Annotated in this window: 23 protein-coding genes and 8 tRNA genes; 12 read left to right on the top strand and 19 right to left on the bottom strand. The window is 59.8% G+C overall.

The window, feature by feature from the left end:
- Nucleotides 1-75: 75 nt before the first annotated feature.
- The 10 genes from rpe to A9G06_RS01720 all read left to right on the top strand — a co-directional run bounded on the left by rpe (nucleotide 76) and on the right by A9G06_RS01720 (nucleotide 8,922).
- On the top strand, nucleotides 76-750 hold the full coding sequence (gene rpe / locus A9G06_RS01765; RefSeq protein WP_069554080.1) for a ribulose-phosphate 3-epimerase: 675 nt from the start codon (nucleotides 76-78) through the stop codon (nucleotides 748-750).
- Nucleotides 737-1,405: a phosphoglycolate phosphatase gene (locus A9G06_RS01760; RefSeq protein ID WP_069554079.1), complete on the top strand. Its 669-nt coding sequence runs from the start codon at nucleotides 737-739 to the stop codon at nucleotides 1,403-1,405. Before rpe ends, A9G06_RS01760 begins: the two co-directional genes overlap by 14 nt.
- 42 nt (nucleotides 1,406-1,447) lie before the next feature.
- Nucleotides 1,448-2,452, top strand: coding sequence for a tryptophan--tRNA ligase (trpS, locus tag A9G06_RS01755; protein ID WP_069554078.1), 1,005 nt, complete (start codon nucleotides 1,448-1,450; stop codon nucleotides 2,450-2,452).
- A gap of 118 nt (nucleotides 2,453-2,570) precedes the next feature.
- Entirely contained in the window at nucleotides 2,571-2,786 is a 216-nt protein-coding gene (locus A9G06_RS01750; protein ID WP_005334997.1) for a hypothetical protein, read from the top strand.
- A gap of 21 nt (nucleotides 2,787-2,807) precedes the next feature.
- Nucleotides 2,808-3,389: an aminodeoxychorismate synthase component II gene (locus A9G06_RS01745; RefSeq protein ID WP_042082624.1), complete on the top strand. Its 582-nt coding sequence runs from the start codon at nucleotides 2,808-2,810 to the stop codon at nucleotides 3,387-3,389.
- Between the two features lie 276 nt (nucleotides 3,390-3,665).
- Nucleotides 3,666-4,883, top strand: a complete 1,218-nt coding sequence (locus A9G06_RS01740; RefSeq protein WP_069554077.1) for an aspartate aminotransferase family protein — start codon at nucleotides 3,666-3,668, stop codon at nucleotides 4,881-4,883.
- Nucleotides 4,884-4,959: 76 nt separating this feature from the next.
- Nucleotides 4,960-5,979, top strand: a complete 1,020-nt coding sequence (astA, locus tag A9G06_RS01735; protein ID WP_005334994.1) for an arginine N-succinyltransferase — start codon at nucleotides 4,960-4,962, stop codon at nucleotides 5,977-5,979.
- Nucleotides 5,980-6,051: 72 nt separating this feature from the next.
- Nucleotides 6,052-7,521: a succinylglutamate-semialdehyde dehydrogenase gene (gene astD, locus A9G06_RS01730; protein ID WP_069554076.1), complete on the top strand. Its 1,470-nt coding sequence runs from the start codon at nucleotides 6,052-6,054 to the stop codon at nucleotides 7,519-7,521.
- 108 nt (nucleotides 7,522-7,629) lie between these two features.
- On the top strand, nucleotides 7,630-8,427 hold the full coding sequence (locus A9G06_RS01725; RefSeq protein ID WP_021229798.1) for a DUF1338 domain-containing protein: 798 nt from the start codon (nucleotides 7,630-7,632) through the stop codon (nucleotides 8,425-8,427).
- A 234-nt stretch (nucleotides 8,428-8,661) separates the two neighbouring features.
- Nucleotides 8,662-8,922: a hypothetical protein gene (locus tag A9G06_RS01720; protein ID WP_069554075.1), complete on the top strand. Its 261-nt coding sequence runs from the start codon at nucleotides 8,662-8,664 to the stop codon at nucleotides 8,920-8,922.
- 84 nt (nucleotides 8,923-9,006) lie between these two features.
- Here the strand turns inward: A9G06_RS01720 and A9G06_RS01715 are convergent, their stop codons facing one another.
- Nucleotides 9,007-9,609 (bottom strand): HAD family phosphatase, encoded by a 603-nt coding sequence (locus A9G06_RS01715; RefSeq protein WP_069554074.1) that lies wholly within the window; start codon nucleotides 9,607-9,609, stop codon nucleotides 9,007-9,009.
- 173 nt (nucleotides 9,610-9,782) lie between these two features.
- On the opposite strand from A9G06_RS01715, the gene A9G06_RS01710 reads away from it, so the two are divergent.
- On the top strand, nucleotides 9,783-11,159 hold the full coding sequence (locus A9G06_RS01710; RefSeq protein ID WP_171903371.1) for an MDR family MFS transporter: 1,377 nt from the start codon (nucleotides 9,783-9,785) through the stop codon (nucleotides 11,157-11,159).
- Between the two features lie 111 nt (nucleotides 11,160-11,270).
- Here the strand turns inward: A9G06_RS01710 and nifJ are convergent, their stop codons facing one another.
- The 8 genes from nifJ to pnuC form a co-directional block, all read right to left on the bottom strand.
- A complete protein-coding gene (gene nifJ, locus A9G06_RS01705) occupies nucleotides 11,271-14,816 on the bottom strand; it encodes a pyruvate:ferredoxin (flavodoxin) oxidoreductase (RefSeq protein ID WP_069554073.1) in 3,546 nt (1,181 codons plus the stop codon).
- 228 nt (nucleotides 14,817-15,044) lie between these two features.
- Nucleotides 15,045-16,685: an alpha-glucosidase gene (locus A9G06_RS01700; RefSeq protein WP_069554131.1), complete on the bottom strand. Its 1,641-nt coding sequence runs from the start codon at nucleotides 16,683-16,685 to the stop codon at nucleotides 15,045-15,047.
- Between the two features lie 200 nt (nucleotides 16,686-16,885).
- Nucleotides 16,886-17,287, bottom strand: a complete 402-nt coding sequence (locus A9G06_RS01695; protein WP_069554072.1) for a DUF1622 domain-containing protein — start codon at nucleotides 17,285-17,287, stop codon at nucleotides 16,886-16,888.
- A gap of 61 nt (nucleotides 17,288-17,348) precedes the next feature.
- Nucleotides 17,349-18,269 (bottom strand): alpha/beta hydrolase, encoded by a 921-nt coding sequence (locus tag A9G06_RS01690; protein ID WP_069554071.1) that lies wholly within the window; start codon nucleotides 18,267-18,269, stop codon nucleotides 17,349-17,351.
- An 87-nt stretch (nucleotides 18,270-18,356) separates the two neighbouring features.
- Nucleotides 18,357-18,683 (bottom strand): N(4)-acetylcytidine aminohydrolase, encoded by a 327-nt coding sequence (yqfB, locus tag A9G06_RS01685; RefSeq protein ID WP_069554070.1) that lies wholly within the window; start codon nucleotides 18,681-18,683, stop codon nucleotides 18,357-18,359.
- Nucleotides 18,684-18,725: 42 nt separating this feature from the next.
- Nucleotides 18,726-19,397 carry a Crp/Fnr family transcriptional regulator gene (locus A9G06_RS01680; protein WP_069554069.1) on the bottom strand — a complete coding sequence of 224 codons (672 nt, stop codon included), beginning with the start codon at nucleotides 19,395-19,397 and terminating at the stop codon, nucleotides 18,726-18,728.
- A 105-nt stretch (nucleotides 19,398-19,502) separates the two neighbouring features.
- Complete coding sequence (locus A9G06_RS01675; RefSeq protein ID WP_069554068.1) at nucleotides 19,503-20,228, bottom strand: nucleoside phosphorylase; 726 nt, start codon at nucleotides 20,226-20,228, stop codon at nucleotides 19,503-19,505.
- Between the two features lie 3 nt (nucleotides 20,229-20,231).
- Nucleotides 20,232-20,948, bottom strand: coding sequence for a nicotinamide riboside transporter PnuC (gene pnuC, locus A9G06_RS01670; RefSeq protein WP_040066934.1), 717 nt, complete (start codon nucleotides 20,946-20,948; stop codon nucleotides 20,232-20,234).
- A 263-nt stretch (nucleotides 20,949-21,211) separates the two neighbouring features.
- Here pnuC and A9G06_RS01665 point away from each other — a divergent pair, with 263 nt between their 5' ends.
- Nucleotides 21,212-23,044 carry an SLC13 family permease gene (locus A9G06_RS01665; RefSeq protein WP_069554067.1) on the top strand — a complete coding sequence of 611 codons (1,833 nt, stop codon included), beginning with the start codon at nucleotides 21,212-21,214 and terminating at the stop codon, nucleotides 23,042-23,044.
- A gap of 218 nt (nucleotides 23,045-23,262) precedes the next feature.
- Here the strand turns inward: A9G06_RS01665 and A9G06_RS01660 are convergent.
- The 10 genes from A9G06_RS01660 to pth form a co-directional block, all read right to left on the bottom strand.
- Nucleotides 23,263-23,346, bottom strand: a tRNA-Leu gene (locus A9G06_RS01660).
- 8 nt (nucleotides 23,347-23,354) lie between these two features.
- A tRNA-Met gene (locus tag A9G06_RS01655) sits at nucleotides 23,355-23,431 on the bottom strand.
- A gap of 39 nt (nucleotides 23,432-23,470) precedes the next feature.
- Nucleotides 23,471-23,545 (bottom strand) — tRNA-Gln (locus A9G06_RS01650).
- 10 nt (nucleotides 23,546-23,555) lie between these two features.
- Nucleotides 23,556-23,632 (bottom strand) — tRNA-Met (locus A9G06_RS01645).
- A gap of 39 nt (nucleotides 23,633-23,671) precedes the next feature.
- Nucleotides 23,672-23,746: transfer RNA gene (locus A9G06_RS01640), tRNA-Gln, on the bottom strand.
- 41 nt (nucleotides 23,747-23,787) lie between these two features.
- Nucleotides 23,788-23,862: transfer RNA gene (locus A9G06_RS01635), tRNA-Gln, on the bottom strand.
- 46 nt (nucleotides 23,863-23,908) lie between these two features.
- A tRNA-Gln gene (locus A9G06_RS01630) sits at nucleotides 23,909-23,983 on the bottom strand.
- 8 nt (nucleotides 23,984-23,991) lie between these two features.
- A tRNA-Met gene (locus tag A9G06_RS01625) sits at nucleotides 23,992-24,068 on the bottom strand.
- Nucleotides 24,069-24,302: 234 nt separating this feature from the next.
- The gene (gene ychF, locus A9G06_RS01620; protein WP_005353921.1) at nucleotides 24,303-25,394 is read right to left on the bottom strand and encodes a redox-regulated ATPase YchF; all 1,092 of its coding nucleotides are present in this window, start codon (nucleotides 25,392-25,394) and stop codon (nucleotides 24,303-24,305) included.
- 116 nt (nucleotides 25,395-25,510) lie between these two features.
- Nucleotides 25,511-26,107 carry an aminoacyl-tRNA hydrolase gene (pth, locus tag A9G06_RS01615; RefSeq protein WP_005334960.1) on the bottom strand — a complete coding sequence of 199 codons (597 nt, stop codon included), beginning with the start codon at nucleotides 26,105-26,107 and terminating at the stop codon, nucleotides 25,511-25,513.
- Nucleotides 26,108-26,118: the final 11 nt, after the last annotated feature.

The raw sequence follows: 26,118 nt of genomic DNA, 5'->3' as shown, positions 1-26,118 counted from the left end.
TTCGAGTCGTTTTCGCCCGCCTTTTACGTTAAAATTGCGCCGCTTTTTCTCCCTGGCTGCCAATGGATGATGCTGATGAAAGACTTTCTGATTGCCCCCTCGATCCTCTCTGCCGATTTTGCCCGTCTGGGTGACGATGTAGCCAAGGTACTGGCTGCCGGTGCCGACGTGGTTCACTTCGACGTGATGGACAACCACTATGTCCCCAACCTGACCATTGGCCCCATGGTCTGTCAGGCGCTGCGTGACTACGGTATCGAGGCCCCCATCGACGTGCACCTGATGGTCAAGCCGGTGGATCGCATCATTCCCGATTTTGCCAAGGCGGGTGCTTCCCTCATCACCTTCCATCCGGAAGCGTCCGATCACGTTGATCGCTCTTTGGGCCTGATCAAGGAGATGGGCTGCCAGGCGGGCCTTGTGCTCAATCCGGCCACCTCGCTTTCCAGCCTCGAGTATGTGATGGACAAGCTGGACGTGATCCTGCTGATGTCGGTCAACCCGGGCTTCGGCGGCCAGAGCTTTATCCCCGGCACCCTCGACAAGCTGCGTCAGGTGCGTCGCTTGATCGACGAGAGCGGCCGCGATATCCGCCTCGAGATCGATGGCGGGGTGAAGGTCGACAACATTCGCGAGATCGCCGAAGCGGGCGCCGACATGTTTGTCGCCGGCTCGGCCATTTTCAGCCAGCCTGACTACAAGGCGGTGATCGACCAGATGCGTGCGGAGCTGGCTCATGCCACACGCTGAGCGCGCATTTGATTTGGTGCTGTTCGATCTGGACGGCACCCTGATTGACAGCGCCGCCCAGCTGGCGCTGGCGGTCAATCTGACGCTGACCGATCTGGGTCTGGAGCAGGCTGATGAAGCGGTGATCCGTACCTGGGTCGGCAACGGAGCCGACAAGCTGATCCAGCGGGCGCTCGCCTATCGCGAGGCCGATCCCGAGCTGTTTGCCAAGGCCCGCCCGATCTTTTTCCAGCACTACAACGCCTGCCTGCTGCAAGGGCTGGCGATGTATGACGGGGTGGCCCAGAGTCTGCGTCGCTTGCAAAGCTTGGGCTACAAGCAGGCGATCGTCACCAACAAGCCGAGCGATTTCGTGGCCCCTATCCTCGATGCCCTTGGCATCAGTGATTGCTTCGCGCTCTGGCTCGGTGGCAACTGCGTACCGGTCAAGAAACCGAGTCCGGAGCCCTTGCTGCACGCCTGCCAGGAGCTGGGAGTGAGTCCGGCTCGCACCCTGATGGTAGGTGACTCCGAAAATGATGTGCTGGCTGCCAAGGCTGCCGGCATGAAGGTGGTGGGCCTTACATACGGCTACAACTATGGCCGCCCCATCGCCGACTCCCATCCAGACTGGGTATTCGAGCAGTTTGCCCAGCTCGATGCACTTTTGGTCTAATAGCGCAGCTGGGCTGGCTGAATAACAAGGATTAACACTCTCATGACTAAACCAATCGTATTGAGCGGAGCGCAACCCTCCGGTCAACTGACCATCGGCAACTACATGGGGGCCCTGCGTCAGTGGGTCAACATGCAGGATGAGTTCGACTGCCTCTACTGCATCGTCGATCTGCACGCCATCACCACTCGTCAGGACCCGGCGGCCCTGCGCAAGGCTTGTCTGGACGCAGCCGCCCTCTATCTGGCGGTCGGTATCGATCCCAAGAAGAGCACCGTCTTCATCCAGTCTCACGTGCCGCAGCACGCCGAGCTGGGCTGGATCCTCAACTGCTACACCCAGATGGGTGAGCTGTCGCGCATGACCCAGTTCAAGGACAAGTCCGCCCGTTTCGAGAACAACGTCAACGTCGGCCTGTTCGGCTATCCGGTGCTGATGGCGGCCGACATCCTGCTCTATCAGGCCAATCAGGTGCCGGTCGGCAACGACCAGAAGCAGCATCTGGAGCTGACCCGTGACATCTGCACTCGTTTCAACAACCTCTACGGTGACGTGTTCACCATGCCGGAGCCCTTCATTCCGACCGAAGGGGCGCGGGTGATGAGTCTGCAGGATCCGACCAAGAAGATGTCCAAGTCGGATGACAACGAAGCCAACTTCATCGGCCTGCTGGAAGATCCCAAGCAGATCGTCAAGAAGATCAAGCGTGCGGTGACCGACTCCGACGAGCCGGCTGTGGTGCGTTTCGATCCGGAAAACAAACCGGGTGTCTCCAACCTGCTGACCCTGATGTCTGGTGTGACCGGCCGCTCCATCCCCGAGCTGGAGCAGCATTTTGAAGGCAAGATGTACGGTCACCTCAAGACCGAAACCGCCGAGGCGGTTGTCGCACTGCTGGAGCCGATTCAGGCCCGTTTCAATGAGCTGCGTCAGGATGAGGCCCATCTGATCGCGATTCTGGCAGAAGGCGCACAAAAGGCGCGCGAAAGAGCTGAAAAAACCCTGACCAGCGTATATGATGTAGTCGGCTTCGTTCCTCGAGCCTGACATACTGGGAAGGTGTAGTAGAAGAGAGCTGGGTATTTGCCTGGCTTTCTTTATTTTCTGCCCGGCTATTTTGTTTAATTTCTTTATTTCAACCTGGGTAATATCCCCAAGAGAAAGCATGCCTGTTCAACCAACTATTTCTGCTGAAGAGCTGAGTGACAAAGGTCACTGGCTACGTAAATTTCGCAAGGCGAAAAACCTCAATACCCTGCAGTTGATGGTCTCCAATGCCATCGACAAGCACCATAAAACCCCTGCCGTTGCTGCCGCCATCTATCTGGCCGAGTGTCAGCGTGAACGGGAAATGGAACAGGGTCGTTATCTCGATCGTTAATTCTCCGCTGTTGGTTATCTCATGCTGTTGTTGATCGATAACTACGACTCTTTTACCTGGAACCTGGTGCAATATTTCGGCGCCCTGGGACAAGAGGTTGTGGTCAAGCGCAATGATGAACTGACGCTTGATGCCATAGCGCAGCTCTCCCCCCGTTTTCTGGTGATCTCTCCCGGTCCCTGTACGCCCAATGAGGCGGGGATCTCTCTCGATGCTATCAGCCACTTCGCTGGCAAGCTGCCCATTCTCGGCGTCTGTCTCGGTCATCAGTCGCTGGCGCAGGCCTTCGGCGCCCGCGTAGTGCGTGCCCGTCAGGTAATGCACGGCAAAACCTCGCTCATCCGCCATCGCCATGAGGGGGTGTTCAAGGGGCTCAACAACCCGCTGAGGGTGACCCGTTACCACTCCTTGGTGGTGGAGCGCGACACGCTGCCCGACTGCTTCGAGATCACCGCCTGGAGTGAGCATGCCGATGGCTCGTTTGACGAGATCATGGGGCTGCGCCACAAGACGCTCCCTGTCGAGGGTGTTCAGTTCCATCCGGAGAGCATTTTGAGCGAGCAGGGCCATCAGTTGCTGGCCAACTTTCTGGCGCGTTCATAAAAAGTTGTGATCGCCTTCTCAAGTTCGAGAGAAGGCAAAAAAAATTTCCCTGACACTTTATTCACCCCCTCTCCTGCCCAAATTATCTCTTGCCAAGCCCCCCTGAGTCGTTATGCAATGCGGTTGCCTAAAATCTCAAGAGCAATCGAACATTGTTCCTTATAGGCCGTCTTGTTACAGACTTTTTACTTTATTTCTGTGATAATCCCGTCACGTTTACACGGATTTAACTTTTGGGCGGTGGATTATTCTGTCGCCGAATCGAAGGAGAGCTATATGTCAGAGTTGTTGGCAGTGACACGTGAAGTGTTTGATGAAGTGATGGTTCCCAACTATGCGCCCGCCAAGATCATCCCGGTGCGTGGTGAAGGGTCACGTGTCTGGGATCAGGAAGGGCGCGAGTATGTCGACTTCGCCGGTGGCATCGCCGTCAACGGTTTGGGTCACTGTCATCCCAAGCTGGTCGAGGCCCTGAAAACCCAGGGCGAGAAGCTGTGGCACCTCTCCAACGTCATGACCAACGAGCCTGCCCTGCGTCTGGCCAAGAAGCTGGTCGCCGCCACCTTCGCCGACAAGGTCTACTTCTGCAACTCCGGCGCCGAAGCAAACGAGGCTGCCCTCAAGCTGGCACGCCGCTATGCCATCGAGAAGTTTGGCGAGCAGAAGACCCAGATCATCGCCTTCAATCAGGGCTTCCACGGTCGTACCTTCTTTACCGTCAGCGTCGGTGGCCAGGCTGCCTACTCAGATGGCTTCGGTCCCAAGCCCGGTGACATTACCCATGTTCCCTACAACGATCTGGCGGCGCTGGCCGAGGTGATCTCCGACAACACCTGCGCCGTGGTGATGGAGCCGTTGCAAGGGGAGGGGGGCATCATTCGTCCTACCGACGAGTTTGCCAAAGGGGTACGCGAGCTGTGCGACAAACACAATGCCCTGCTGGTGTATGACGAAGTGCAGTCCGGCGTCGGCCGGACCGGTGATCTCTATGCCTATATGGGTCTGGGCGTCACGCCGGACATCCTCACCAGCGCCAAGGCGCTGGGGGGCGGTTTCCCCATCGGCGCCATGCTGACAACCAACGAAATCGCCTCTTACCTGAAAGTGGGCACTCACGGCTCTACTTACGGCGGCAACCCGCTGGCCTGTGCGGTAGCAGAGGCGGTGATCGATGTGATCAATACCCCGGCTGTGCTGGCTGGCATCAAGCTGCGCGAGCAGCTGTTCCGCGATGGCCTTGAAGCAATCAACGCCAAATACCACTGCTTCAGCGAGATCCGCGGCAAGGGTCTGCTGCTGGGCGCGGCCCTGAGCGATGCCTACAAGGGGCGTTCCCGTGACTTCCTGCTGGCCTCCATCGATCAGGGGCTGATGGCACTGGTGGCTGGTACCAACGTGGTTCGTTTTGCCCCTTCACTGGTGATCCCGGAAGCGGAGATCAAGGAAGGGTTGGCCCGCTTCGAGAAGGCGGTTGCCCAGGTGGTTAACGCCTGATTCCAAATTGAGGTGGGGAGCTCTCCCGGCAGGAGCCGGGACCCCACCTGTCGTCAATGAAAGGGAGTTGTCATTTATGTTGGTTATCCGTCCCATCGAGCAAAAAGATTTTGCCGGGCTCAAGACCTGCGCCATCGAGTCCGGCACCGGCATGACCTCGTTGCCCGTCAACGATGAGTTGCTGCAGCGCAAGATCGATGCCTCTACCCAGACTTTTTCCGACAAGCCCGCAGGCAAGGGGGACTGCCTTTACTTCTTCGTGGCTGAGGATCTGGAGACCGGCGAGATGGTGGGCACCTGTGCCATCGATGCCGCGGTTGGCCTCTCCCAGCCGTTTTACAACTACCACATCGGCAAGGTGGTGCACTCTTCTCCCAAGCTCGGCATCTACAACGTCGTTGAAACCCTGACCCTCTCCAACGACTACACCGGCAACTCCGAGCTCTGCACCCTGTTTTTGCGCGAATGTGCCCGCGAGGGGCTCAACGGCCGCCTGCTCTCCAAGCACCGCTTCCTGTTTATGGCCGAGCACCCCGAGCTGTTTGACGAGACCGTCTTCGCCGAGATGCGCGGCGTCTCCGATGCCAACGGTCACAGCCCCTTCTACGAGTGGCTGCAAACCCATTTCTTCTCGATGGATTTTCCCACCGTCGACTATCTGACCGGCATCGGCAAGAAGCGCTTTATCGCCGAGTTGATGCCCAAGTACCCCATCTACGTCAATTTGCTGAGCAAAGAGGCGCGGGCTGTTATCGGTCAGACCCACGAGAAGACCCGTCCAGCCATCAAGATGCTGCAGGACGAGGGCTTCGTGAACCGTGGCTACGTCGATATCTTCGATGCGGGCCCCACCGTCGAGTGTGACGTGAAGAATATCCGCAGTGTGCGCCGCAGCAAGAAGCTGCGGGTGCTGGTGGGCGAGCCCATCGGTGGCAAGACCCACCTTATCTGCAACAGCCGTTTCGAGCATTACCGCGCCTGCTACGGCAATATCCGGGTCGATCTCGACAAGCACGAAGCCATTATCCCGCCCAAGATGGCGGCGGCACTCAAGGTGCAGGATGGCGACATGGTGCGGGTGGTTGACCTCGACTGAGGCAAACAGGACAAGCAAACCGATTATCAGACAGGCAGCCGAGGCTGCCTGCCAGCGACAGGGAGTGAATGGATGAGCCAGTTAGTGCAATTTATCGACGGTCAGTGGCTTGCCGGTGAAGGCAAGCTGTTCGAGTCACGGGATCCGGCCAAGAACGAGGTGATCTGGCAGGGGGCTGCCGCCAGTGCGGCGCAGGTCGATGCCGCCGTCAAGGCCGCCCGTGCCGCCTTCTACCACTGGGCGGACATGAGCCTTGAGGATCGTCTGGCCATAGTGCGTCGTTATGCCGACCTGCTTGGCGAGCAGAAAGAGGTGCTGGCCCTGACCATCGCCCGCGAAACAGGCAAACCGCTGTGGGAGACCCGCACCGAAGTAGCCGCCATGCAGGGCAAGATTGCCATCTCCATCCGTGCGCACGACGAGCGTACCGGCACCGTTGAAAATGCCATGCCGGGCGCCAAGGCGTTTGTCCGTCACAAGCCCCACGGTGTGGTGGCGGTGTTCGGCCCTTACAACTTCCCGGGTCATCTGCCCAACGGCCATATTGTCCCGGCGCTGATTGCGGGTAACACCGTGGTGTTCAAACCCTCCGAGCTGACCCCCATGGTGGCCGAAGCCATGGTCAAGGTGTGGCAGCAGGCCGGATTGCCCAAGGGAGTGCTCAATCTGGTGCAAGGGGAGGTCGAGACTGGCAAGGCGCTGGCGGGCAATCCCGACATTGACGGCCTCTTCTTCACCGGCTCCTCCCGCACCGGTCATTTCCTCCATCAGCAGTTTGCCGGTCTGCCGGGCAAAATTCTGGCCCTCGAGATGGGCGGCAACAACCCGCTGATCGTGAAAGAGGTGAGCGACATCGACGGCGCCGTCCATGCCATCGTCCAGTCGGCGTTTATTACCTCTGGTCAGCGCTGTACTTGCTCCCGCCGTCTGTTTGTCGAGCGCGGCGAGCGGGGCGATGCCCTGGTCAATCGACTGGTCGAGGTGGTTAGCCAGATCAAGGTCGGCCTCTATGACGCCGCCGAGCAGCCGTTCATGGGCTCGATGATAAGCGAGAAGGCTGCACTGGGCATGGTCGAGGCGCAAGCCAACCTGCAGCACCTCGGTGGCGAGAGCCTGCTTACCCTCAAGCACCTGGAAGCGGGCACAGGCTTTGTCTCCCCGGGTATTATCGACGTGACCTCAGTGAGCGCGCTGCCTGACGAAGAGTACTTCGGCCCGTTGCTGCAACTCATTCGTTACGATGATTTCGATGCAGCCATCGATCAGGGCAACGCTACCCGTTATGGTCTCTCGGCCGGTCTGCTGGGGGACAAGGAGGCGGACTGGCACCACTTCTTCAAGCGGATCCGCGCCGGTATCGTCAACTGGAACAAACCCATCACCGGCGCCTCCAGTGCCGCGCCGTTTGGTGGCATCGGCGCTTCCGGCAACCACAGAGCGAGCGCCTACTACGCTGCTGACTACTGTGCGTATCCAGTTGCCTCCGTTGAAGACAGCAAGGCCGCCATGCCGGAGCAGCTGTCTCCTGGTTTGACGTTTTAAGAAAGCCAAGGTCGGCGCTATCTCCGTTGGAGCTAGCGCCTGACCACGACAATAAAAGGGGCGCTGAGCAGGTGCCCTTGTCTGTACCCGCAATCAAAGGAAAGAGAGATGCAAAAGGATATCGACACCCTGTTCAGCCATCTGTGGGACAACTACATCAAGGTGACCCCGAGTGCCCTCAAGGTGCACACCCTGCTGGGTGGCGGCGAGCCCATCGTCAACGATCACGTGGCGTTTCGTACCTACAACCTGCCCAAGCTGGGGCTGGAGAAGCTGGCCGCCCACTTTCTGGCGCTCGGTTACGAGCAGAAGGGCGAGTACGTCTTCAAGGCCAAGAAGCTCTATGCCAAGCACTTTGAGCATCAGGATCCGGACGCTCCCAAGGTGTTTATCAGTGAGCTGAAGGTGGAAGAGCTCTCCCCGGCTGCCCAGGCCATCATCCACAAGCTGGCGGATCAGGTGCCTGATCATCTGACCGATACCCCGGCATTTCTCTACACCGGCGCCCCCTGGCAGGTCTCCTATGCCGATTATCAGACTCTGCTGGCGGAGAGCGAGTATGCGGCCTGGATGGCAGCCTGGGGTTATCGTGCCAACCACTTCACGGTCAATATCAACAAGTTGAAGGATTTCGACACCATCCATCAGGTCAATGCTGCGCTCAAGGCTGCGGGTTTTGTCCTCAACAGTGTGGGTGGCGAGGTGAAGGGGGATCCGCAGGTTATGCTGGAGCAATCCTCCACCATGGCGGACAAAGCCGAGGTGCCGTTCAGCGATGGGGTGCGTACCATCCCGAGCTGCTTCTACGAGTTTGCCCTGCGCTATCCGCAGGCCGATGGTGTGCTCTATCCGGGCTTTGTCGAGGCCTCGGCGGACAAGATCTTCGAATCGACGAATGCCATGTAACGGGAGCCACCCTGTTTCAGTCGCAACGCCTCCTTTGTGGAGGCGTTTTGTTTGGCGCAGAGTGACGGTATCGGGTGTTGTCTGACGCCGCGTGAAGAGGGGATTTGGACGGCGCCTAATAGGTGAAAGTTTGTTGATAAAAATGTGAACGAGATCACTTGAGACGACACAGATTGACGCTGGCGATGGAGCAAAAAGGAGTAGAATGACGCTTTATTTTTGCGGGGCCAATCGATGCCTAACTATCACTTTTTCAAGCAAGGTCAGTCGCTTACCTATCTCGATGCGAATGCACCCAGCTATAGCGATGAGCGTCGTCAACTGGTCGAACAGGGATTTGCCGCCATCGCCGCCCCCACCTTTGCAGATACTCCGGCCGAGGCCCTTGAGCTGCTGCGCGCTCATCAGGCACTACATGACGAGGCGCAGGCCAACGCCCTTTGTCTGACGGTTGCCGCTATTCCGGCGGCGATCGCCGCGCTGACCGGGCACTGACGCTGCCGCTATGCTCACGTAAACAAAAAATGGTGCCACTGTCGTGGCACCATTTTATCGGTTTGCCTGCTTGCCCTGAGCCGTTTAGCGCTGGTGCAGGTCACCTTCGATAACCAGCACGGTATCCATCCCTGCCGCCTTGCCGGCCTCAAGCCCGATCCGGGTATCTTCAAACACCAGACAGTTGGCGGGATTGGCGCCCAGCTGTTCGGCCACCTGCAAAAAGGTGTCCGGGTACGGTTTGTGGTTGGTGACATCATCGGCGCTCACCACCACCGAGATATAGGCATCGAGCCCGGTGCTTTTCAGGATGGCCTCCGCCTGATTGCGCGGTGAGCCGGTGCCAATCCCCATCTTCACCTTGCCGTGATAGTGCCTGACCAGCTCCCACATTTTGGGAAAGACGCTGACCTTGTCGATATGTTCCATATAGAGGGCAATCTTGCGACGGGTAAAGGCCTCGACATCCACCGTCAGCCCCTGCTGCTCGGCCAGCATGGCGATGATCTTGCGGGTGGGAATGCCGCCATACTGATAGAGCTGATCCCGCTCGAAGGGGATGCCGAATTCGGCGCAGGTGAGCTCCCAGGCATCCAGATGAAGAGGCATGGAATCTACCAAAGTGCCATCCATATCGAAAATCAGGGCATCGTAGTGATCAAACCCGTACTGCTCACGCTCGCTCATGGGGGCTCCTCGAATCAAATAGAGCAGGCTAGCAGAAACTATCGGCGTTTTGTGGGATCGGCCTCATGGTTGGGCAGATTGTGGCCGCCGTTTTTTCTATCTCTTGCTGATTTGTGAGACAATAATCCGTTCATTGCCGGATACTTTGGCATATCAGATCAGCGAGTCCGCTTATGACTTCGAAAATATCCCCCAAAACCATCTTCTCCAGTGTGGCGCTGGTGATCGCGCTCGGTTCACTGGAAAAGAGCATAGTCACCACCCCGCTGCCCATGATTGGCGCCGAGCTGCATGCTGGTGCCGCCCTCACCTGGGTGGTGACCGCCTACCTGCTGGCCGCGACCGCCGTGCTGCCCCTCTACGGCAAGCTGAGCGATCTCTTTGGCCGGGTGCGGATGCTCAATATCGGCATCGGCCTGTTTCTGGCGGGCTCGGTGGCCTGTGCGCTCTCCCAGGATCTGCCGACCTTGCTGGCAGCGCGGGTGCTGCAAGGGCTGGGAGGCGGCGGTCTGATTGCCCTCGCGTTTACCGTGATTGCCGACACCATTCCGCCGCGGGAGGTGGGCAAGTATCAGGGCTACATCTCAGCGGTCTATGCAGTCTCCAGCATCGCTGGCCCCTTGCTTGGCGGCTATTTCACCGAGCAGCTCAGCTGGCGCTGGATCTTCTGGATCAATCTGCCGCTCGGGGCGCTGGCGGTCTTTCTCATCAACCGCAACCTCAAACAGCTCAACGTGCGTCGCCACAGTCGCTTCGACTGGAAGGGGGCGGGTCTGCTGATTACCGTCACCACGCTCACCCTGTTGCTGCTCTCGCCGGAAGCGGCGCTGCCTGCAGTCTGGCTCTCGGCGGCGCTGGGCGTCGCATTGCTGCTGCTGATTCTGATTGAGCGGCGTGCTCACGACCCCATATTGCCTGCCCATCTGGCACGGCTGCCCGGTTATCTGGTGAGCGTGCTGCTGGTGATGCTCTCCCAGTTGCTGATGTTTGCCGTGCTGGTCTATCTGCCGTTGCAGATGCAGTGGCAGAAGGGGATGAGCGCCAGCGAGAGCGGCGCCATCATGGTCATCTTCATGATCTGCATCACCGCTGGCGCTTTTGTCGGTGGCAAACTGATTGGCCGTACCGGTCACTACAAGAGCTTTGTTGCGGTGGGCTTTGGCCTCGCGGCAGTGGCTCTGTGGCAGATCCACTTCGATGCCTGGGTCAGACTGGCGCTCGGGTTTGCCGGTATTGGTCTGGGTCTGGTGCTGCCCGCACTCTCGGTAGTAGTGCAAAATGCCCTGCCACGGGAAGATCGCGGCATCGGCATGTCGCTGTTCAACTTCGGGCGGGAGCTCGGCGGTGCCGTCGGCGTGGCCATCTGCTCCATGCTGTTCCACTTGCGCCTGCCGGCCGGCAGCGATGGTGATTTGAGCCGGCTCGCCCCCGATCTGCTGGCCCCGGGCTTCAGCGCGACCTATATCGGCATGGCACTGATCGCCACGCTGGCGCTGCTCATCACATTGCTGGCGTTGAAGCGCCACGAGCTGGCCTCCATCAGTGCCTGATTTGGCCTGCGCCGATATTGGCTCACCATAGATAGCATCAGGGCTCCCCGCGGGGAGCCCTGATTGTTATTTGGCGAATAGCGTGGCTGCTGCCATCAAGCCGAACGCGGCTTACTCCTGCGCCGGGCTCTCCTTGCCCGCCAGTTGGCTCAGCCAGGCGAAGCGGCGATTGGCCTCCTGCTCCGCCTCTTCATAGAGCTGGCTGGCCACCTCCGGCAGCTGGCGTTCCAGCCGCTGGAAGCGGGGCTCGTGGCGCAAGGTCTCGGCCAGCGAGGCATTGGGGGCCCGCGAGTCGAGCGCCAGCGGCAATTTACCCTCGTCAGCGCGGCGCGGATCGAAGCGGTAGAGGGGCCAGAAGCCGGTGGCGGTCAGCTGCTTCATCTGCTCGTGGCTCTCGGCCATGTCGTAGCCATGCTCCTCGCAGGGGCTGTAGGCAATGATGAGCGAGGGGCCCGGGTAGGCTTCCGCCTCCTGAATTGCCTTCACCGTCTGGTTCATCTGGGCGCCGAGGGAGATCTGCGCCACATAGACGTGGCCATACATCATCACGCTGGCGCCGAGATCCTTGCGTGCCTTGCGTTTGCCCTGGTCGCCAAACTTGGTGATGGCACCGAGTGGCGTCGCCTTCGACTGTTGGCCGCCGGTGTTGGAGTAGCACTGGGTGTCGAGTACCAGCACATTGATGTTCTCCCCCAGACTCAGCACATGGTCGAGCCCGCCAAAGCCGATGTCGTAGGCCCAGCCATCGCCGCCGATGAGCCAGACCGATTTTTCCACCAGATAGTCCGCATCGCGAGCCAGTTCTTGGGCTGCCGGGGTCTGGCTCTCCTGCAGCAGCGCTCGCAACTGCTGGATATGGGCCCGCTGCTCGGAAACCGGCAGGGTGGCATCGCCGAACGCCTCGCGCAGCGCTGCCGGAATGGTGTCGCCCAGGCTCGCCAGCAGACGGCGCACCCGCTCCCTGTGCTGATCGACGGTAAGACGGAAGCCCAGTCCGAACTCGGCGTTGTCTTCAAACAACGAGTTGGCCCAGGCCGGCCCGCGCCCGTCGGCGTTGGTGGTGTAGGGGGTGGTGGGCAGGTTGCCGCCATAAATGGACGAACAGCCGGTGGCGTTGGCAATCAGCAGCCGATCGCCATAGAGCTGGGTCAGCAACTTGATATAGGGAGTCTCGCCACAGCCGGAGCAGGCGCCCGAGTATTCAAACAGCGGCGAGATAAGCTGGGAGGTGCGAATATCGATGCGCTCCAGCTGCTCGGCGCTGCGCTCTGGCAGGTCGAGGAAGAAGTCGTAGTTGGCCTTCTGCTCGTCGAGGTGATCGAGCCGTGAAGCCATATTGATCGCCTTGCGATCCGGGTTGCTGCGATCCTTGGCCGGGCACACCTCGACGCAGAGATTGCAGCCGGTGCAATCCTCCGGCGCCACCTGCAGCACGTACTGCTGGCCGCGCATGTCACGAGATTTCACATCCAGCGCATCCAGGGTGGCGGGGGCAGCGGCCAGCGCATCCGGTTCTACCACCTTGGCGCGAATGGCCGAGTGGGGACAGGAGGCGACGCAGTAGTTGCACTGGGTACAGAGCTCCGCCTCCCAGATGGGGATCTCCTTGGCGATATTGCGCTTCTCCCAGCGGGTGGTGCCGACTGGCCAGGTGCCATCCGGCGGGAAGGCGGAGACCGGCAGGCTGTCACCCAGTCCCGCCAGCATGGCGGCGGTGACGGTCTGGACAAAATCGGGGGCCTTGGCGGAAACCACCGGCGGGCGTGGGCGACTGGCGGGCTCCAGCTCACCCAGCGGCACTCGGGTCAGGGCGGCGCAGGTTGCCTCCAGTGCCTGCCAGTTACGCTCGACCAGCGCTTGTCCCTTGCTGCCATAGCTGGTGGCGATGGCCTGCTTCAGCAGGCTGGTCGCCTCTGCGGGGGGGATGATGGCGCTGAGCTGGAAGAAGGCCATCTGCATCACGGTATTGATGCGGTTGCCGAGCTGGCAGTCGCGGGCAATTTTGGCTGCGTTGATGATGTAGAAGCGCGCCTCTTTCTCGCGCAGGGCATGCTGTACCTCGCTGGGTAGTCGTTGCCAGATCTCCGCTTCGCTGTAGGGGGTGTTGAGCAGGAAGATGCCGCCCGCTTTCAAGCGCTCCGCCATCCGGTACTTGTCGACAAACTGCCACTGATGGCAGCCGATAAAGTCCGCCTCTTCCACCAGATAGGCCGATTGCAGCGGCCGCTCGCCCACTCGCAGGTGAGAGACGGTGAGGCCGCCCGCCTTTTTCGAGTCGTATACGAAATAGCCCTGCGGATAGAGGTCGGTGTGGTTGCCGAGGCTCTTGATGCTGTTCTTGGCCGCCGAGACGGTGCCATCGCTGCCAAGGCCGTAGAAGAGCGCCTCCAGCTTGTGTTGCTGGCTGTGGATGGGGCTTTGCGAATTGAGCGCGGGCAGCGGTAGCGAGAGACCTGTGATGTCATCGAAGATGCCGACGGTAAAGCGTGGGCGCGGGTTCTCCTGCGCCAGTTCGGCAAACACAGCCAGCGCGCAGGCGGGGCCGAACTCTTTGGAGGAGAGGCCATAGCGGCCGCCGATCACCCGCGGCAGGCTTGCCCGCTCGCCCCGGCTGACCGCTTCGGCCAGCGCCGTCATCACGTCGAGATAGAGGGGCTCGGCCTGTGCGCCCGGCTCCTTGGTGCGGTCCAGCACGGCGATGGCGCGGGCACTCTCGGGAATCGCGGCCAACAGGTGCCCGGCCGAGAAGGGACGGAACAGCCGCACCTTCACCAGACCTACCTTCTCCCCTTGGGCCAGCAGGCGCTCGATCACCTCTTCACAGGTGCCGATGGCCGAGCCCATCAGCACCACAATCCGCTCCGCCTGTGGGTGGCCGACATATTCAAACGGCCGGTAGTGGCGGCCAGTCTGCTTGCCAAAAGCCTGCATCGCCTCGCTCACATGGCCATAGGCGGCGTCATACCAGGGGTTGCTCGCCTCCCGGCACTGGAAGTAGGTGTCCGGGTTGGCGGCGGTGCCGCGAATGACCGGTTTGTCGGGGGTGAGTGCCCGGTCACGATGGGCACGGATGGCATCTGCGGGCAGCAGGGCACGCAGAGTGTCGTCAGCGAGCGGCGCTATCTTGGCGATCTCGTGAGAGGTACGAAAGCCGTCGAAGAAGTGGATAAAGGGAAGGCGGCTGTTGAGGCTCGCTATCTGGGAGATCAGGGCAAAGTCCTGCGCCTCCTGCACATTGCTGGCACAGAGCATGGCACAGCCGGTCTGGCGCACCGCCATCACGTCCGAGTGATCGCCAAAGATCGATAGCGCGTGGGTCGCCACGGTGCGTGCCGCCACATGCAGCACGAAGGGGATGAGCTGACCCGCCAGCTTGTAGAGGTTGGGGATCATCAGCAGCAAACCCTGCGACGAGGTAAACGAGGTCGCCAGCGCGCCGGTCTGCAGGGCGCCGTGGACGGCGGCGATGGCGCCCCCTTCCGACTGCATCTCGACAACCCGGGGGACATCCCCCCAGAGGTTCTTGCCCCGCTCGCTCGACCAGGCCGACGATTGCTCCGCCATGGCCGAGCTGGGGGTGATGGGGTAGATGGCGATGACTTCGCTGGTGCGGTACGCCACCGAGGCGACTGCGTTATTCCCGTCTGTGGTGATCATCTGTTTTCCACTTTGCTATGCCAGTTTGAAGGCCGATAGTTGCATCGGCAATGGATAGGTCGCAGGCATAGTAAGAGGGGCAATGAGAGCGTATCAAACGGGATAAATAATCAATTAATAAGTCAGTAATAGTGGTTAATTTAATCCCGACGCGTGGGTGCATGATTTTCTGCTGACAGCAAACGGGAGGTGGCTGACGGGCCATTGACATGGCCCGTCAGCACGGGGTTAACCCTGCTCCACTTGCAGCCAGATGGCGCACTGATAAGGGGCGAAGAGCTGCATCGGTTCGCTTGGGTAATTGGCCAGCAGCAACCGCATTCCGTCTGCCACCTTGTCGAAGTGGGGCATCGGCAAGGGGTTCGCCGTGAGATTGGCGAGCAGCAGCAGGGTGTGCCGCTCTCCGCTGGCCGGATCCTGCCAGTGGCGGCGATGGCTGATGCGCTCGGGATCATCCCCATCCAGCAGTTCGAAATTGCCGTGGCGAACGACAGGGTGAGCCTTGCGCAGGGCGATAAGCTGGCGATAGCAGTGAAACGGCGAGTCGGGACGGGCCAGCTGCTCGGCGGCGTTGATTTCAATGTGGTTGGCGTTGAGGGCAATCCAGGGCGTGGCCGTGCTGAATCCGGCGTGGGGGCCGGCGTCCCACTGCATTGGGGTGCGGGCGTTGTCTCGGCCGATGGCATCGAGCCGCCGACTCAGCTCGGCAGGATCCAGCCCTGAGTGGCTGGCGCAGTAGTTGATGGCCTCCACATCGCGTAGCTCGTCCGGCTGCCAGTGACGGTTGGTCATGGCGAGCTCCTCCCCCTGATAGATGAAGGGAGTGCCCTGCATCAGGTGCAGCACCATGGCCCACAGCCTGGCACTGGTTTCCCGCCACTCTGGCCTGTCATCGCCAAAGCGGGAGACAGCGCGAGGCAGGTCGTGGTTGCCGAGAAACAGGCTGTTCCAGCCACGCCCGTGCAGCCCTTGCTGGTGGCGGGCCATGGCTCGCTTGAAGGCGAGGGGATCAAAGCGGGATGACCACTTGTCACTGCCCAGCCCCAGATGCTCGAAGTTGAACACCATGCTGAACTCGCTGCCATCGTGGTTCGAATAGTTCTGCATATGGGCGAGATCGGCTCCCCAGGTCTCCCCCACAGTGATGATCCCCTTTCCGCCGAAGCTCGCGGCATTGAGCTCGCGGATATAGTCGTGCAGGCGCGGGCCGTTGCTCATGGCAAGCTGGTCCCACTCCTTGCTCACCATGTCGATCACATCGAAGCGAAATCCCTTGATCCCTTTGCCCAGCCAGAAGTTGATCACCGCTGCCATTTCGGCCCGCACCGCCGGGTTGTCCCAGTCCAGATCGGCCTGACTGGGATCGAAGTTGTGCAGGTAGTAGCGATCAAGCTCCGGCACATACTGCCAGCCGCTGCCGCCAAAAATCGAGGTAATGGGGTGAGCATCGACAAAGGCTTGATCCCGGAATACGTAGTAGTCCTGATAGCGGGGAGCCCCGGCCAGTGCCTTCATAAACCATTCGTGCTCGGTGGAGGTGTGGTTGGCGACGATATCCATCATGATGCCGATGCCGTGAGCGGCCGCTTCGGCTATCAGCTGCTCCATCTCGGTCAGGGTGCCGAAGGCGGGGTCGATGGAGCGGTAGTCCGCCACGTCGTAGCCGTTGTCCCGTTTGGGGGAGCGATAGATGGGGGTGAGCCAGAGCATATCGACCCCGAGGGTGGCCAGATAACCGAGGCGCTGACGAATGCCGTTGATATCGCCCATGCCGTCGCCATCGCTGTCCTGAAAACTCATGGGGTAGATCTGGTAGATGACGCAGCTCTCGAGGTCGATATCGGGCGTGTGGAGGGTATGCGGGTTCATCAGCTTGGCCGGTTGGGGGAAGAGATTTTCTATCTTACGCAGATGAGCGGGCACTCAACAGGGCAGGGGAAACCTTGAAAAGGGTTCCATAGTTGGCTGATTGCCAAAAGTGCGGGAAGGGTCACAAAGGTGCCATCCCAAGCCACGGCTGTGGTCGGGATGGCACGGCACTTAGCGTTGATGCTATGCAGGAATACTGGTTATTGAGCAGCCTTGTCCTGCTCGCTGCGCTGCTCCTGCTGGCGTTCTGCCTTCTCTTGTTGGCGCTCCGCTTGTGCTTCCAGCTCCTTGCCGAGGAAGTAGTTCAGGAAGGTGCGGATCACCGCGATGATGGCGAGGCGGATCAGCTCCTCCTTGCTCGGTGCGACCGTGGTGGCCAGGATGTCGGCGGCGAGCTGGAACTCCAGCGCCAGAATGAGCCAGCTGCCAAAACAGAGGCGAATACGCGGAAAGCCGGGTTGGTGATCCCGCACTCTTGCCGCCAGCCAGAGGGTCTTGCCAAGCCCTATCACCACACAGGCGATGGAGATGATCTCCAGCAGCAGCTGGAACAGCTCGACCCCGTGCATCATCCCTTCTCTCAGGCTCGCTATTTCAAACACTTGGGTCACCTCCCTGATTCAAAAGAGCACACTATTAACACATCGCTCGGCAAAGGCCAAATCAGAGTCTCCTGATCAGCAGTGAGAGCTGTTCAATGAGTTGACGCGCCGCGGGGCTGACTCCGGCCAGTTGGAAGAAGCCGTGTATAACACCCAGTTGCCGCTGACAGGTGGTTGTGACGCCGGCTTGTAGTAGTTTGCGATAGAGGGCTTCCCCCTCATCGCGCAGCGGATCATATTCCGCCGTTACGATATGGGTCGGCGGCAATCCTGACAGGGCTGGATGGTGGAGCGGGCTGGCTTCGGGATGAGTGGCGGGTAGCTCGCCCAGATAGGCGTGAAAACCGCTTAACAGCATGTCGCGGGTGATGAGGTAGTCATCCCCTAGCTGCCGATAGCTGTCACTGTCGCCCGCAGCATCGAGCATCGGGTAGATGAGCAGTTGGGCTGCAGGCAAAGGGGCGCCTTGATCCTTGAGTCGCAATGTTGTGATGAGGGCGAGGTGGCCGCCGGCACTGTCGCCCGCAAGGACAACCCGCGCCGGATCCCCATGCCATTTCTCCACATCGGCCATGATGGCGAGCGTAGCAGCCAGTGCGTCGTCGTGTGCTGCAGGATAGGTGTGTTCAGGGGCAAGGCGGGTATGTACCGCGAACACCAGTGCTTCGGCGCGATTACACAGCATGCGCATCTGGCGGTCGTGGGTGTCGAACTCGCCGCTGACAAAACAGCCGCCATGAAAGTAGATCAGGGCCGGACGGTTTGCGCTTGAGGTTGGCGCTGGCTGATATAGGCGAATGGAATGATGGCCATTTTGCCACTCTTCGACAGCGCCGACTTCCTCCCGTTCACCACCCAATATGGCTGAAGCAAGATAACCTTCACGCCGCTCCTGCCAGCTCAGGCTGCTCGCCTTGGGGCGGCCTGCTGCAATGAACTCTGCCACCATGGCCGCAATGGCCGGTTCAAGTTGTGTATCCATAATTCACCAACAACTGTATATAAAAACAGTTATTTTGCGCTTTTAGCCAAAGAGCGCAACCGGCGTTAGCTGAGGCAGCTCACAAAATCAGGCTTCAATCAGCACGAATTCAATCACATAGAGCGGCGGCAGATCGGGGTAGATGTCGCGGATCACCTGTTTGAGCTCGGGGAGGCTCATGTTCTCCTGACGGGCATGCTCGTTATTGAGCTCATCGAAGGCTACAGCATTGACGGAGAGCACCTCTATGGTGCCAAAGGGCTGGTGTTCAGGGTTGGTGAACAGCGCCAGACGTTGGCCGGGCTGCCAGTTGGCCTCGCTCTCGTCGCGGATGGTGATGGTCTTGCGGCCCGCCTGAATATCGGCGACGAAGCGGCTGAAGAAGGTGAATTCGGGATAGGGATGGGCAGACATGGTGACTCCTGACAGGGTGAATCGAAATGAGGTGAATGGAAATCAAAGGTCGAGATAGGCGCGCAACCTGGCTAGATCGGCGATAACAGGGCCATCGCTGCCGTCGGCAACTATGCCCTGTTCGACCAGCTCCTTGAGGGCGCGGCGGTAGACCCGCTCTGTGGTGCCGAAGCGGGCCGCCTCGTGAGCCCGCTTGCGCGATCCCAGCATCGGAGTGCGCTGGCGCTCACGCCACAGCTCATAGGCGATGTTGTAGGCGATGGGGTGGAGCAGTCGGCTGGTGGTGATCTCCAGGGTATCGAGATAGTCGCTGGCGAGCGCGGCGGCAAAGAACAGGGTCAGCTCGGGTTCGGCCAGCAGCCGCTGGGCCAGCTTGTGGGCGCAGATGACCCGGGCATCCAGCTCGGTCTCGGCCACCACGTTCCACTGCACCGGGGTGGCGCTGAAGAACTCCATCTCACCGAAGATCTGGCTGTGGCAGGCTATTTCGCCGAGCTGGAAGCGGCGGCCAGAGTGTACCGTGCTGCTGAGGGAGACCCGGCCATGTTCGACCAGATAGAGCTGCTCGCTCTGCTCCCCCTGCCGCATGATCAATTCGCCCGGCAGGTAGCGGCGCAGAAACAGGGTGCAGGTGTCGAGCGCCGCGGCAAAGCGGGGTTCAAGCTGCTGGAGTTCGGCGTGAAAACGGCCGAGGGGGTAGGGCTGTTGCTGCATGACTTGCCTGTCGCACCAGATGACGAGGGCCATGAGGCTAGCAAGAGTGCGGGCCGGATACCAGCCCGCACGGTAGCGGATGTGCCGCAGTTAACGGTTTGCGGTTTATTGCACCAGGGCGTTGAGGGCGGCGGCGATGGCGTGCTGCTCACCGGCCATCATCGCCTGTTCGGCGCTGGCGTAATCCGCCACCCCTTTTTGCACATCCTGCTCGAACAGCACCACGTTGCAGAGCACGGCGGCGACCCGCACCTTGCGCAGGCGACCCACGGTCAGCAGGGAGGCGGTCTCCATATCGGCGCCGAGCACGCCACGGGCATGCCAGTAGCGGCATACCTCCTGCTCATCATCCCGATAGAAGCTGTCGTGGGAGCGTACCAGCCCGTGCCAATGAGGCTGGCTGCCGGTTGCCACATGGTTGAGCAAGGCGGCCTGCAGCCAGATATCGGCGCAGGCGGGGTACTCGGCGGGCAGATAGGCCTGCGAGGCCCCCTCATTGCGTACCGCCCCTTCCACCACGATAAGGTCGCCAAGGCCGATGTCGTGTTGCAGGGCACCTGCGGAGCCGACCCGAATAAGCGAGTGGGCACCCGCCTGCACCAGCTCCTCCAGCGCGATGATGGCCGACGCGCCGCCGATGCCGGTGCTGCAAACCGTGATCGGCACTCCCTGATAACGGCCATTGATGAGGCGAAACTCCCGGTTTTGCCCCAGCACTTCACACTGCTCGAGCTGGCTGGCGATGCGGTCGACCCGGGCCGGGTCGCCGCACAGCACCACCCGCTCGGCAATCTGGTCGGGGCGGCACTGGAGATGGGGTAACAGAGTCATGGCTTACAGACCTTGTGGCTGGCGCTTGGCGGCAATCACCCAGAGGCGAGTGCCGTTGGCGGCGATAAACAGCAGGATGAGGTACTCCAGCGACATGGCGTAAACGCCCTGCGCGGCATAGACACCGATGCTGATGATGTTGATGACGACCCAGAGGATCCAGTTCTCCACGTATTTGCGGGTCATCAGGATCTGGGCGACCACCGAGAGCACCGTCATGCTGGCATCCCAGAACGGGAAGGCATCGGGGGAGGGCTCGGGGATGGCAAGGTTGGCACCAAACAGGTTGAGCAGGGAGACCGAGGTGCGTGCCAGGGTGGCGAAGACCGGGTCGATATAGCGGGTCAGCAGAGCGATGGCCAGCACGCTCACGGCGGCGGTCACCATCAGTTTGGATTTGCTGAGCCAGCGGATCTGCAGGGTATCCCCCTGATCGTTGGCCGGGCGGGTCCAGGCGTACCAGCCGTAGACGTTGGCGCAGAAGAAGAACAGCTGCAGCATCAACAGCCCGTAGAGCTGGATCTGGAAGAAGATGATGGCAAACAGGCTGACGTTGATCAGACCGAACAGGTAGTTGATGGTCTTCTCCTGACTGGCGAACCAGATACAGGCCAGCCCGAACAGGGTGCCGATGGCTTCAATCCATGACATGGCATAGCCGCCACCCAGCGGTATGGTCACTAGCGTGTTATTGATGCTGAACAGCTCGAATATGCTCATTTTCTGATCCTTGGGCATGAGGGTTAGTATGCGAGGGCGCCATTCTAAGGGGTGAGGGGGAGGAGGGGCAGGACTTTTGTCCGCCCCGTACTTGGCCCATATCAAAGAAATCGCCGCTGCTGCCCGGTTATTCCAGCAGTGATGGGTTATGGTGCCCCGGCGGGCCGGACTTTATTGATATGTAGCAAGATGATAGCGCCGTGGCTGTGGTCTGATAGAGTCCACTCTCCGGGAGGAGAATCACGTGATAAAAGGAGGTTGTATTGAATTCCGAGCTTGTCTGGGTGCTCTGTCTGCTGGCTGGCGCCATCTATCTCTTTATGACCAACAAGGTGCGCATGGATGTGGTCGCCCTGTTGATCATTATCCTCTTTGTGCTGAGCGGCACCCTCACCCTGCCGGAGGCGCTGGCGGGCTTTAGCGATCCCAACGTCATTCTGATTGCCGCCCTGTTTGTGGTGGGTGAGGGGCTGGTGCGCACCGGCATCGCCTATCAGGTGGGGGATGCGTTGGTGAAGGTGGCGGGCAGCAGCGAGACCAAGCTGCTGGTGTTGCTGATGGTGGCGGTGGCGAGTCTGGGGGCTGTGATGAGCAGCACCGGAGTGGTGGCCATTTTTATCCCGGTGGTGCTGAGCGTGGCGAACCGGATGGGGATCCCGGCTGGTCGCCTGATGATGCCGCTCGGTTTTGCCGGGCTGATCAGCGGCATGATGACGCTGGTGGCCACGCCCCCCAACATGGTGGTCAACAGCGAGCTGATGCGTCACGGCATTCACGGTTTCGGGTTCTTCGATTTCACCCCCATGGGCGTGCTGATCCTGGGGCTGGGCATCCTCTACATGCTGCTGGTGCGCGGCTCCCTGGTGGGTGAAGGGGAAGAGGGCAAGGGCAAGTCGACCGGGCGCCGCACTCTGCGCGATCTGATCCGAGACTACCGACTGGCCGGTCGGGCTCGTCGTCTGGCGCTGCGGCCGGACTCCCCGCTGATTGGCCATACCCTGGATGAGCTGCAACTGCGTGCCCGTTATGGTGCCCACGTCATCGGGGTGGAGCGCTGGCGCAAGTTTCGCCGGGTGATGGTGCCGGTGTCCGGGATCAGTGAGTTCCAGGCCAAGGATGTGCTGCTGATCGACATGTCAGACCCCGAGGTGGATGTGCGGGCGTTTTGCACCGAGGCGCGGCTCGAACCCATGATCCTGCGCGGGGAGTACTTCTCCGATCAGGCGCGGGAGGTGGGGATGGCCGAGGTGTCGCTGATCCCCGAGTCCAAGCTGCTGGGTAAAAGCGTGCGTGAGGTGACCTTCCGCTCCAGCTATGGGTTGAGCGTGGTGGGGCTGCGCCGCGACGGTGAGGCACTGGCAGGCAAGCTGGTGGACGAGCCTTTGCTGATGGGCGACACCCTGCTGGTGGTAGGGAATTGGAGCCACATCAGACAGTTGCAGACCCATAGCCGCGACTTTCTGCTGATGGGCTTGCCTGCCGAAGTGGACGAGATGGCCCCCGCCCGCAGTCAGGCTATTCATGCCCTCTTCTGCCTTGGAGTGATGATCCTGCTGATGGTGACCGATCCGGTGCCCAACGTGATTGCCGCGCTGATCGCCTGCCTGCTGATGGGCAAGTTTCGCTGCATCGACATGGAGAGTGCCTACAAGTCGATCCACTGGCCGACCCTGATCCTCATCGTCGGTATGCTCCCCTTTGCGCTGGCGCTGCAAAAAACCGGCGGGGTGGCTCTGATCGTCGGTGGTCTGATCAATGCGGTAGGGGAGATGGGGCCGCGGGTCATGCTGGCCAGCCTGTTTGCCCTCTGCGCGGTGATCGGGCTCTTTATCTCCAACACCGCGACAGCTGTGCTGATGGCGCCCATTGCGCTGGGCACGGCGCAACAGATGGGAGTCTCGCCCTATCCGTTTGCCATGACCATTGCCATCGCCGCCTCGGCCGCTTTTATGACGCCGGTCTCGTCACCGGTGAATACCCTGGTACTGGGGCCGGGCAACTACAAGTTCGCCGACTTTATCCGTATCGGGGTGCCATTCACCCTGTTGGTGATGGCGGTCAGCGTGGTGGCTATTCCCTGGTTCTTCCCGTTCTGATAACCGGGATGATGAATGTGTGTACCAGCGGCCTGCGGGCCGCTTTTTTATGGTCGGGAGACAAGAGTGGCAAGGCGTGCTCGGAATAAGCGAAGAGTGACGTGAACGGGAATTAACGTGGAGATGGGTTAATAGAGGCGAGAGAGAAAAACTGGGGAGAGGCAAATTTCAGATACAAAAAAACCAGCGTGAGCTGGTCTGTTTGGTACTGCTATTAATGGTGCGGAAGGAGAGACTCGAACTCTCACGCCTAGGGCGCCAGAACCTAAATCTGGTGCGTCTACCAATTTCGCCACTTCCGCAATATTAATGGTGGCTATGACGGGATTCGAACCTGTGACCCCCGCATTATGAGTGCGATGCTCTAACCAACTGAGCTACATAGCCGTTTGTTATCGACCACTGATGTGGAAGAGAACAGAAAAATGGCTGGGGTACTAGGATTCGAACCTAGGGATGGCGAGATCAAAACCCGCTGCCTTACCGCTTGGCGATACCCCAACAGAAATAATGGTGGCTATGACGGGATTCGAACCTGTGACCCCCGCATTATGAGTGCGATGCTCTAACCAACTGAGCTACATAGCCGTTTGTTATCGACCACTGATGTGGAAGAGAACAGAAATATGGCTGGGGTACTAGGATTCGAACCTAGGGATGGCGAGATCAAAACCCGCTGCCTTACCGCTTGGCGATACCCCAACAGTGATGCATGACAGAAACTATCAAACATCTTTCAAAAATGGCTGGGGTACTAGGATTCGAACCTAGGGATGGCGAGATCAAAACCCGCTGCCTTACCGCTTGGCGATACCCCAACAGCGTTCCTCAACAGTCGCGAGACTGGCAAAGAACTTTTAAAAATGGCTGGGGTACTAGGATTCGAACCTAGGGATGGCGAGATCAAAACCCGCTGCCTTACCGCTTGGCGATACCCCAACTAGAGATGGTGGCTATGACGGGATTCGAACCTGTGACCCCCGCATTATGAGTGCGATGCTCTAACCAACTGAGCTACATAGCCAACCTTGCTTCCGGTGAGTCGTTACCTCGTCACCGTGCGGGCCGAATTATGCGTATCTGGCTCTGGGGCGTCAACCCTTTTTTTGCCAGAAAAACGCAATTTGAGTGCGTTTGACCAGTTATTGGTCTCTGTTGCGCAAAAGCCCAACAATCTGCTTTTTTTTAAGACATTGCCATGATTGCCCGGGCAATGGCAGATAAAAAACAGGCCAGCAAATGCTGGCCTGTCATGGGATTAGACGTTGAACAGGAAGTTCATGATATCGCCATCTTTGACGATGTAATCTTTCCCTTCAGCGCGCATCTTGCCCGCTTCCTTGGCGCCTTGCTCACCCTTGTAGTTGATAAAGTCTTCAAAGGCGATGGTTTGGGCGCGAATAAAGCCTTTTTCAAAGTCAGTGTGGATCTTGCCAGCCGCTTGCGGGGCAGTGGCACCGACCGGAATAGTCCAGGCGCGCACCTCTTTCACACCGGCGGTGAAGTAGGTTTGCAGGTTGAGCAGCTGGTAGCCGGAGCGGATAACGCGGTTCAGGCCCGGCTCTTCGATGCCCAGGTCTGCCATGAACTCGGCGCGATCTTCGTCGTCCAGTTCTGCGATGTCCGCTTCGATGGCGCAGCAGACCACGACCACGACCGCGTTCTCGGCGGCGGCGATTTCACGCACCTTGTCCAGATAGGGATTGTTCTCGAAACCATCTTCCGCCACGTTGGCGATATACATGGTGGGTTTCAGGGTCAGGAAGTTGAGGTGGCTGACGGCGGCCAGCTCTTCTTTATCCAGCTTCATGCCGCGGATCATCTGACCGTTTTCCAGCGCGACCTTGATCTTCTCAAGCACTTCCACTTCCAGCTTGGCATCCTTGTCGCCGCCTTTGGCGCGCTTGGACTGACGGTGAATGGCGCGCTCACAGGCGTCCAGGTCCGACAGGGCCAGCTCGGTGTTGATCACTTCGATATCGTCAGCGGGAGAGACCTTGCCGGCAACGTGAATGATGTTTTCGTCGTCGAAGCAGCGCACTACGTGGCCGATCGCTTCGGTTTCACGGATGTTGGCCAGGAACTGGTTACCCAGACCTTCACCCTTGGAGGCACCGGCAACCAGACCGGCGATGTCCACAAATTCCATGGTGGTCGGCACAACGCGCTGCGGATTGATGATGGCAGCCAGCTGATCGAGGCGCGGGTCCGGCATCGGCACCACACCTGTGTTCGGCTCGATGGTGCAGAACGGGAAGTTGGCGGCTTCGATACCGGCCTTGGTCAGCGCGTTGAACAGGGTGGATTTGCCTACATTGGGCAGGCCCACGATACCGCATTTAAAACCCATGGATTGTTACCTTACTTGATGGATGCTGTTGGGGGTCGCCCGCAGGCGGCCCATGTCATGCTTGTTCTGGTCGTTGCTCATGCACCGGCACAATGCCCGTACAGGGTCAAACCGACCTAACCCTTTTCCGCCTTGAAGCTGTGCAAGCGATTCATGGCCTTGGTCATATCTTGTTTGAACAGGATGTCGGTGGCGCGCAGGGATTCATCCAGTGCGGCGTCGATCAGGTTCTGTTCACTGCTGGGGGCCTTGGTCAGGACGAAGCCTGCCACCTGCTCTTTGCTGCCGGGATGGCCGATCCCGAGACGCAGCCGGAAGAAGTTATTGTTGTTGCCCATCTTGGCGATGATGTCCTTGAGGCCGTTATGGCCACCGTGACCACCACCCTGCTTGAACTTGGCGATGCCAGGCGGCAGATCCAGTTCGTCATGGGCCACCAGCATCGCTTCCGGCTCAATCTGATAAAAACGCGCCAGTGCGGCCACCGCCTTGCCAGAGAGGTTCATATAGGTGTTCGGGATGAGCAGCCGCACATCCTGCCCCTCGACCAGAATGCGGGCAGTATGGCCGAAGAATTTGGGTTCTTCACGCAGGCTGACATTATGCCAGCGGGCCAGTTGCTCCACATACCAGGCGCCCGCATTGTGGCGGGTCTTGGCATATTCCGGGCCGGGATTGCCCAGTCCGACGATCAGTTTGATTTCGCTTGTCACGCTTGATGTCT

This window comes from Aeromonas sp. DNP9 (assembly GCF_001728955.1).
In the GTDB taxonomy this organism is placed as follows: Bacteria; Pseudomonadota; Gammaproteobacteria; order Enterobacterales; family Aeromonadaceae; genus Aeromonas; species Aeromonas veronii.
Note: the sequence above shows the minus strand (reverse complement) of the source record. Positions and strands in the feature narration are given on the sequence as shown.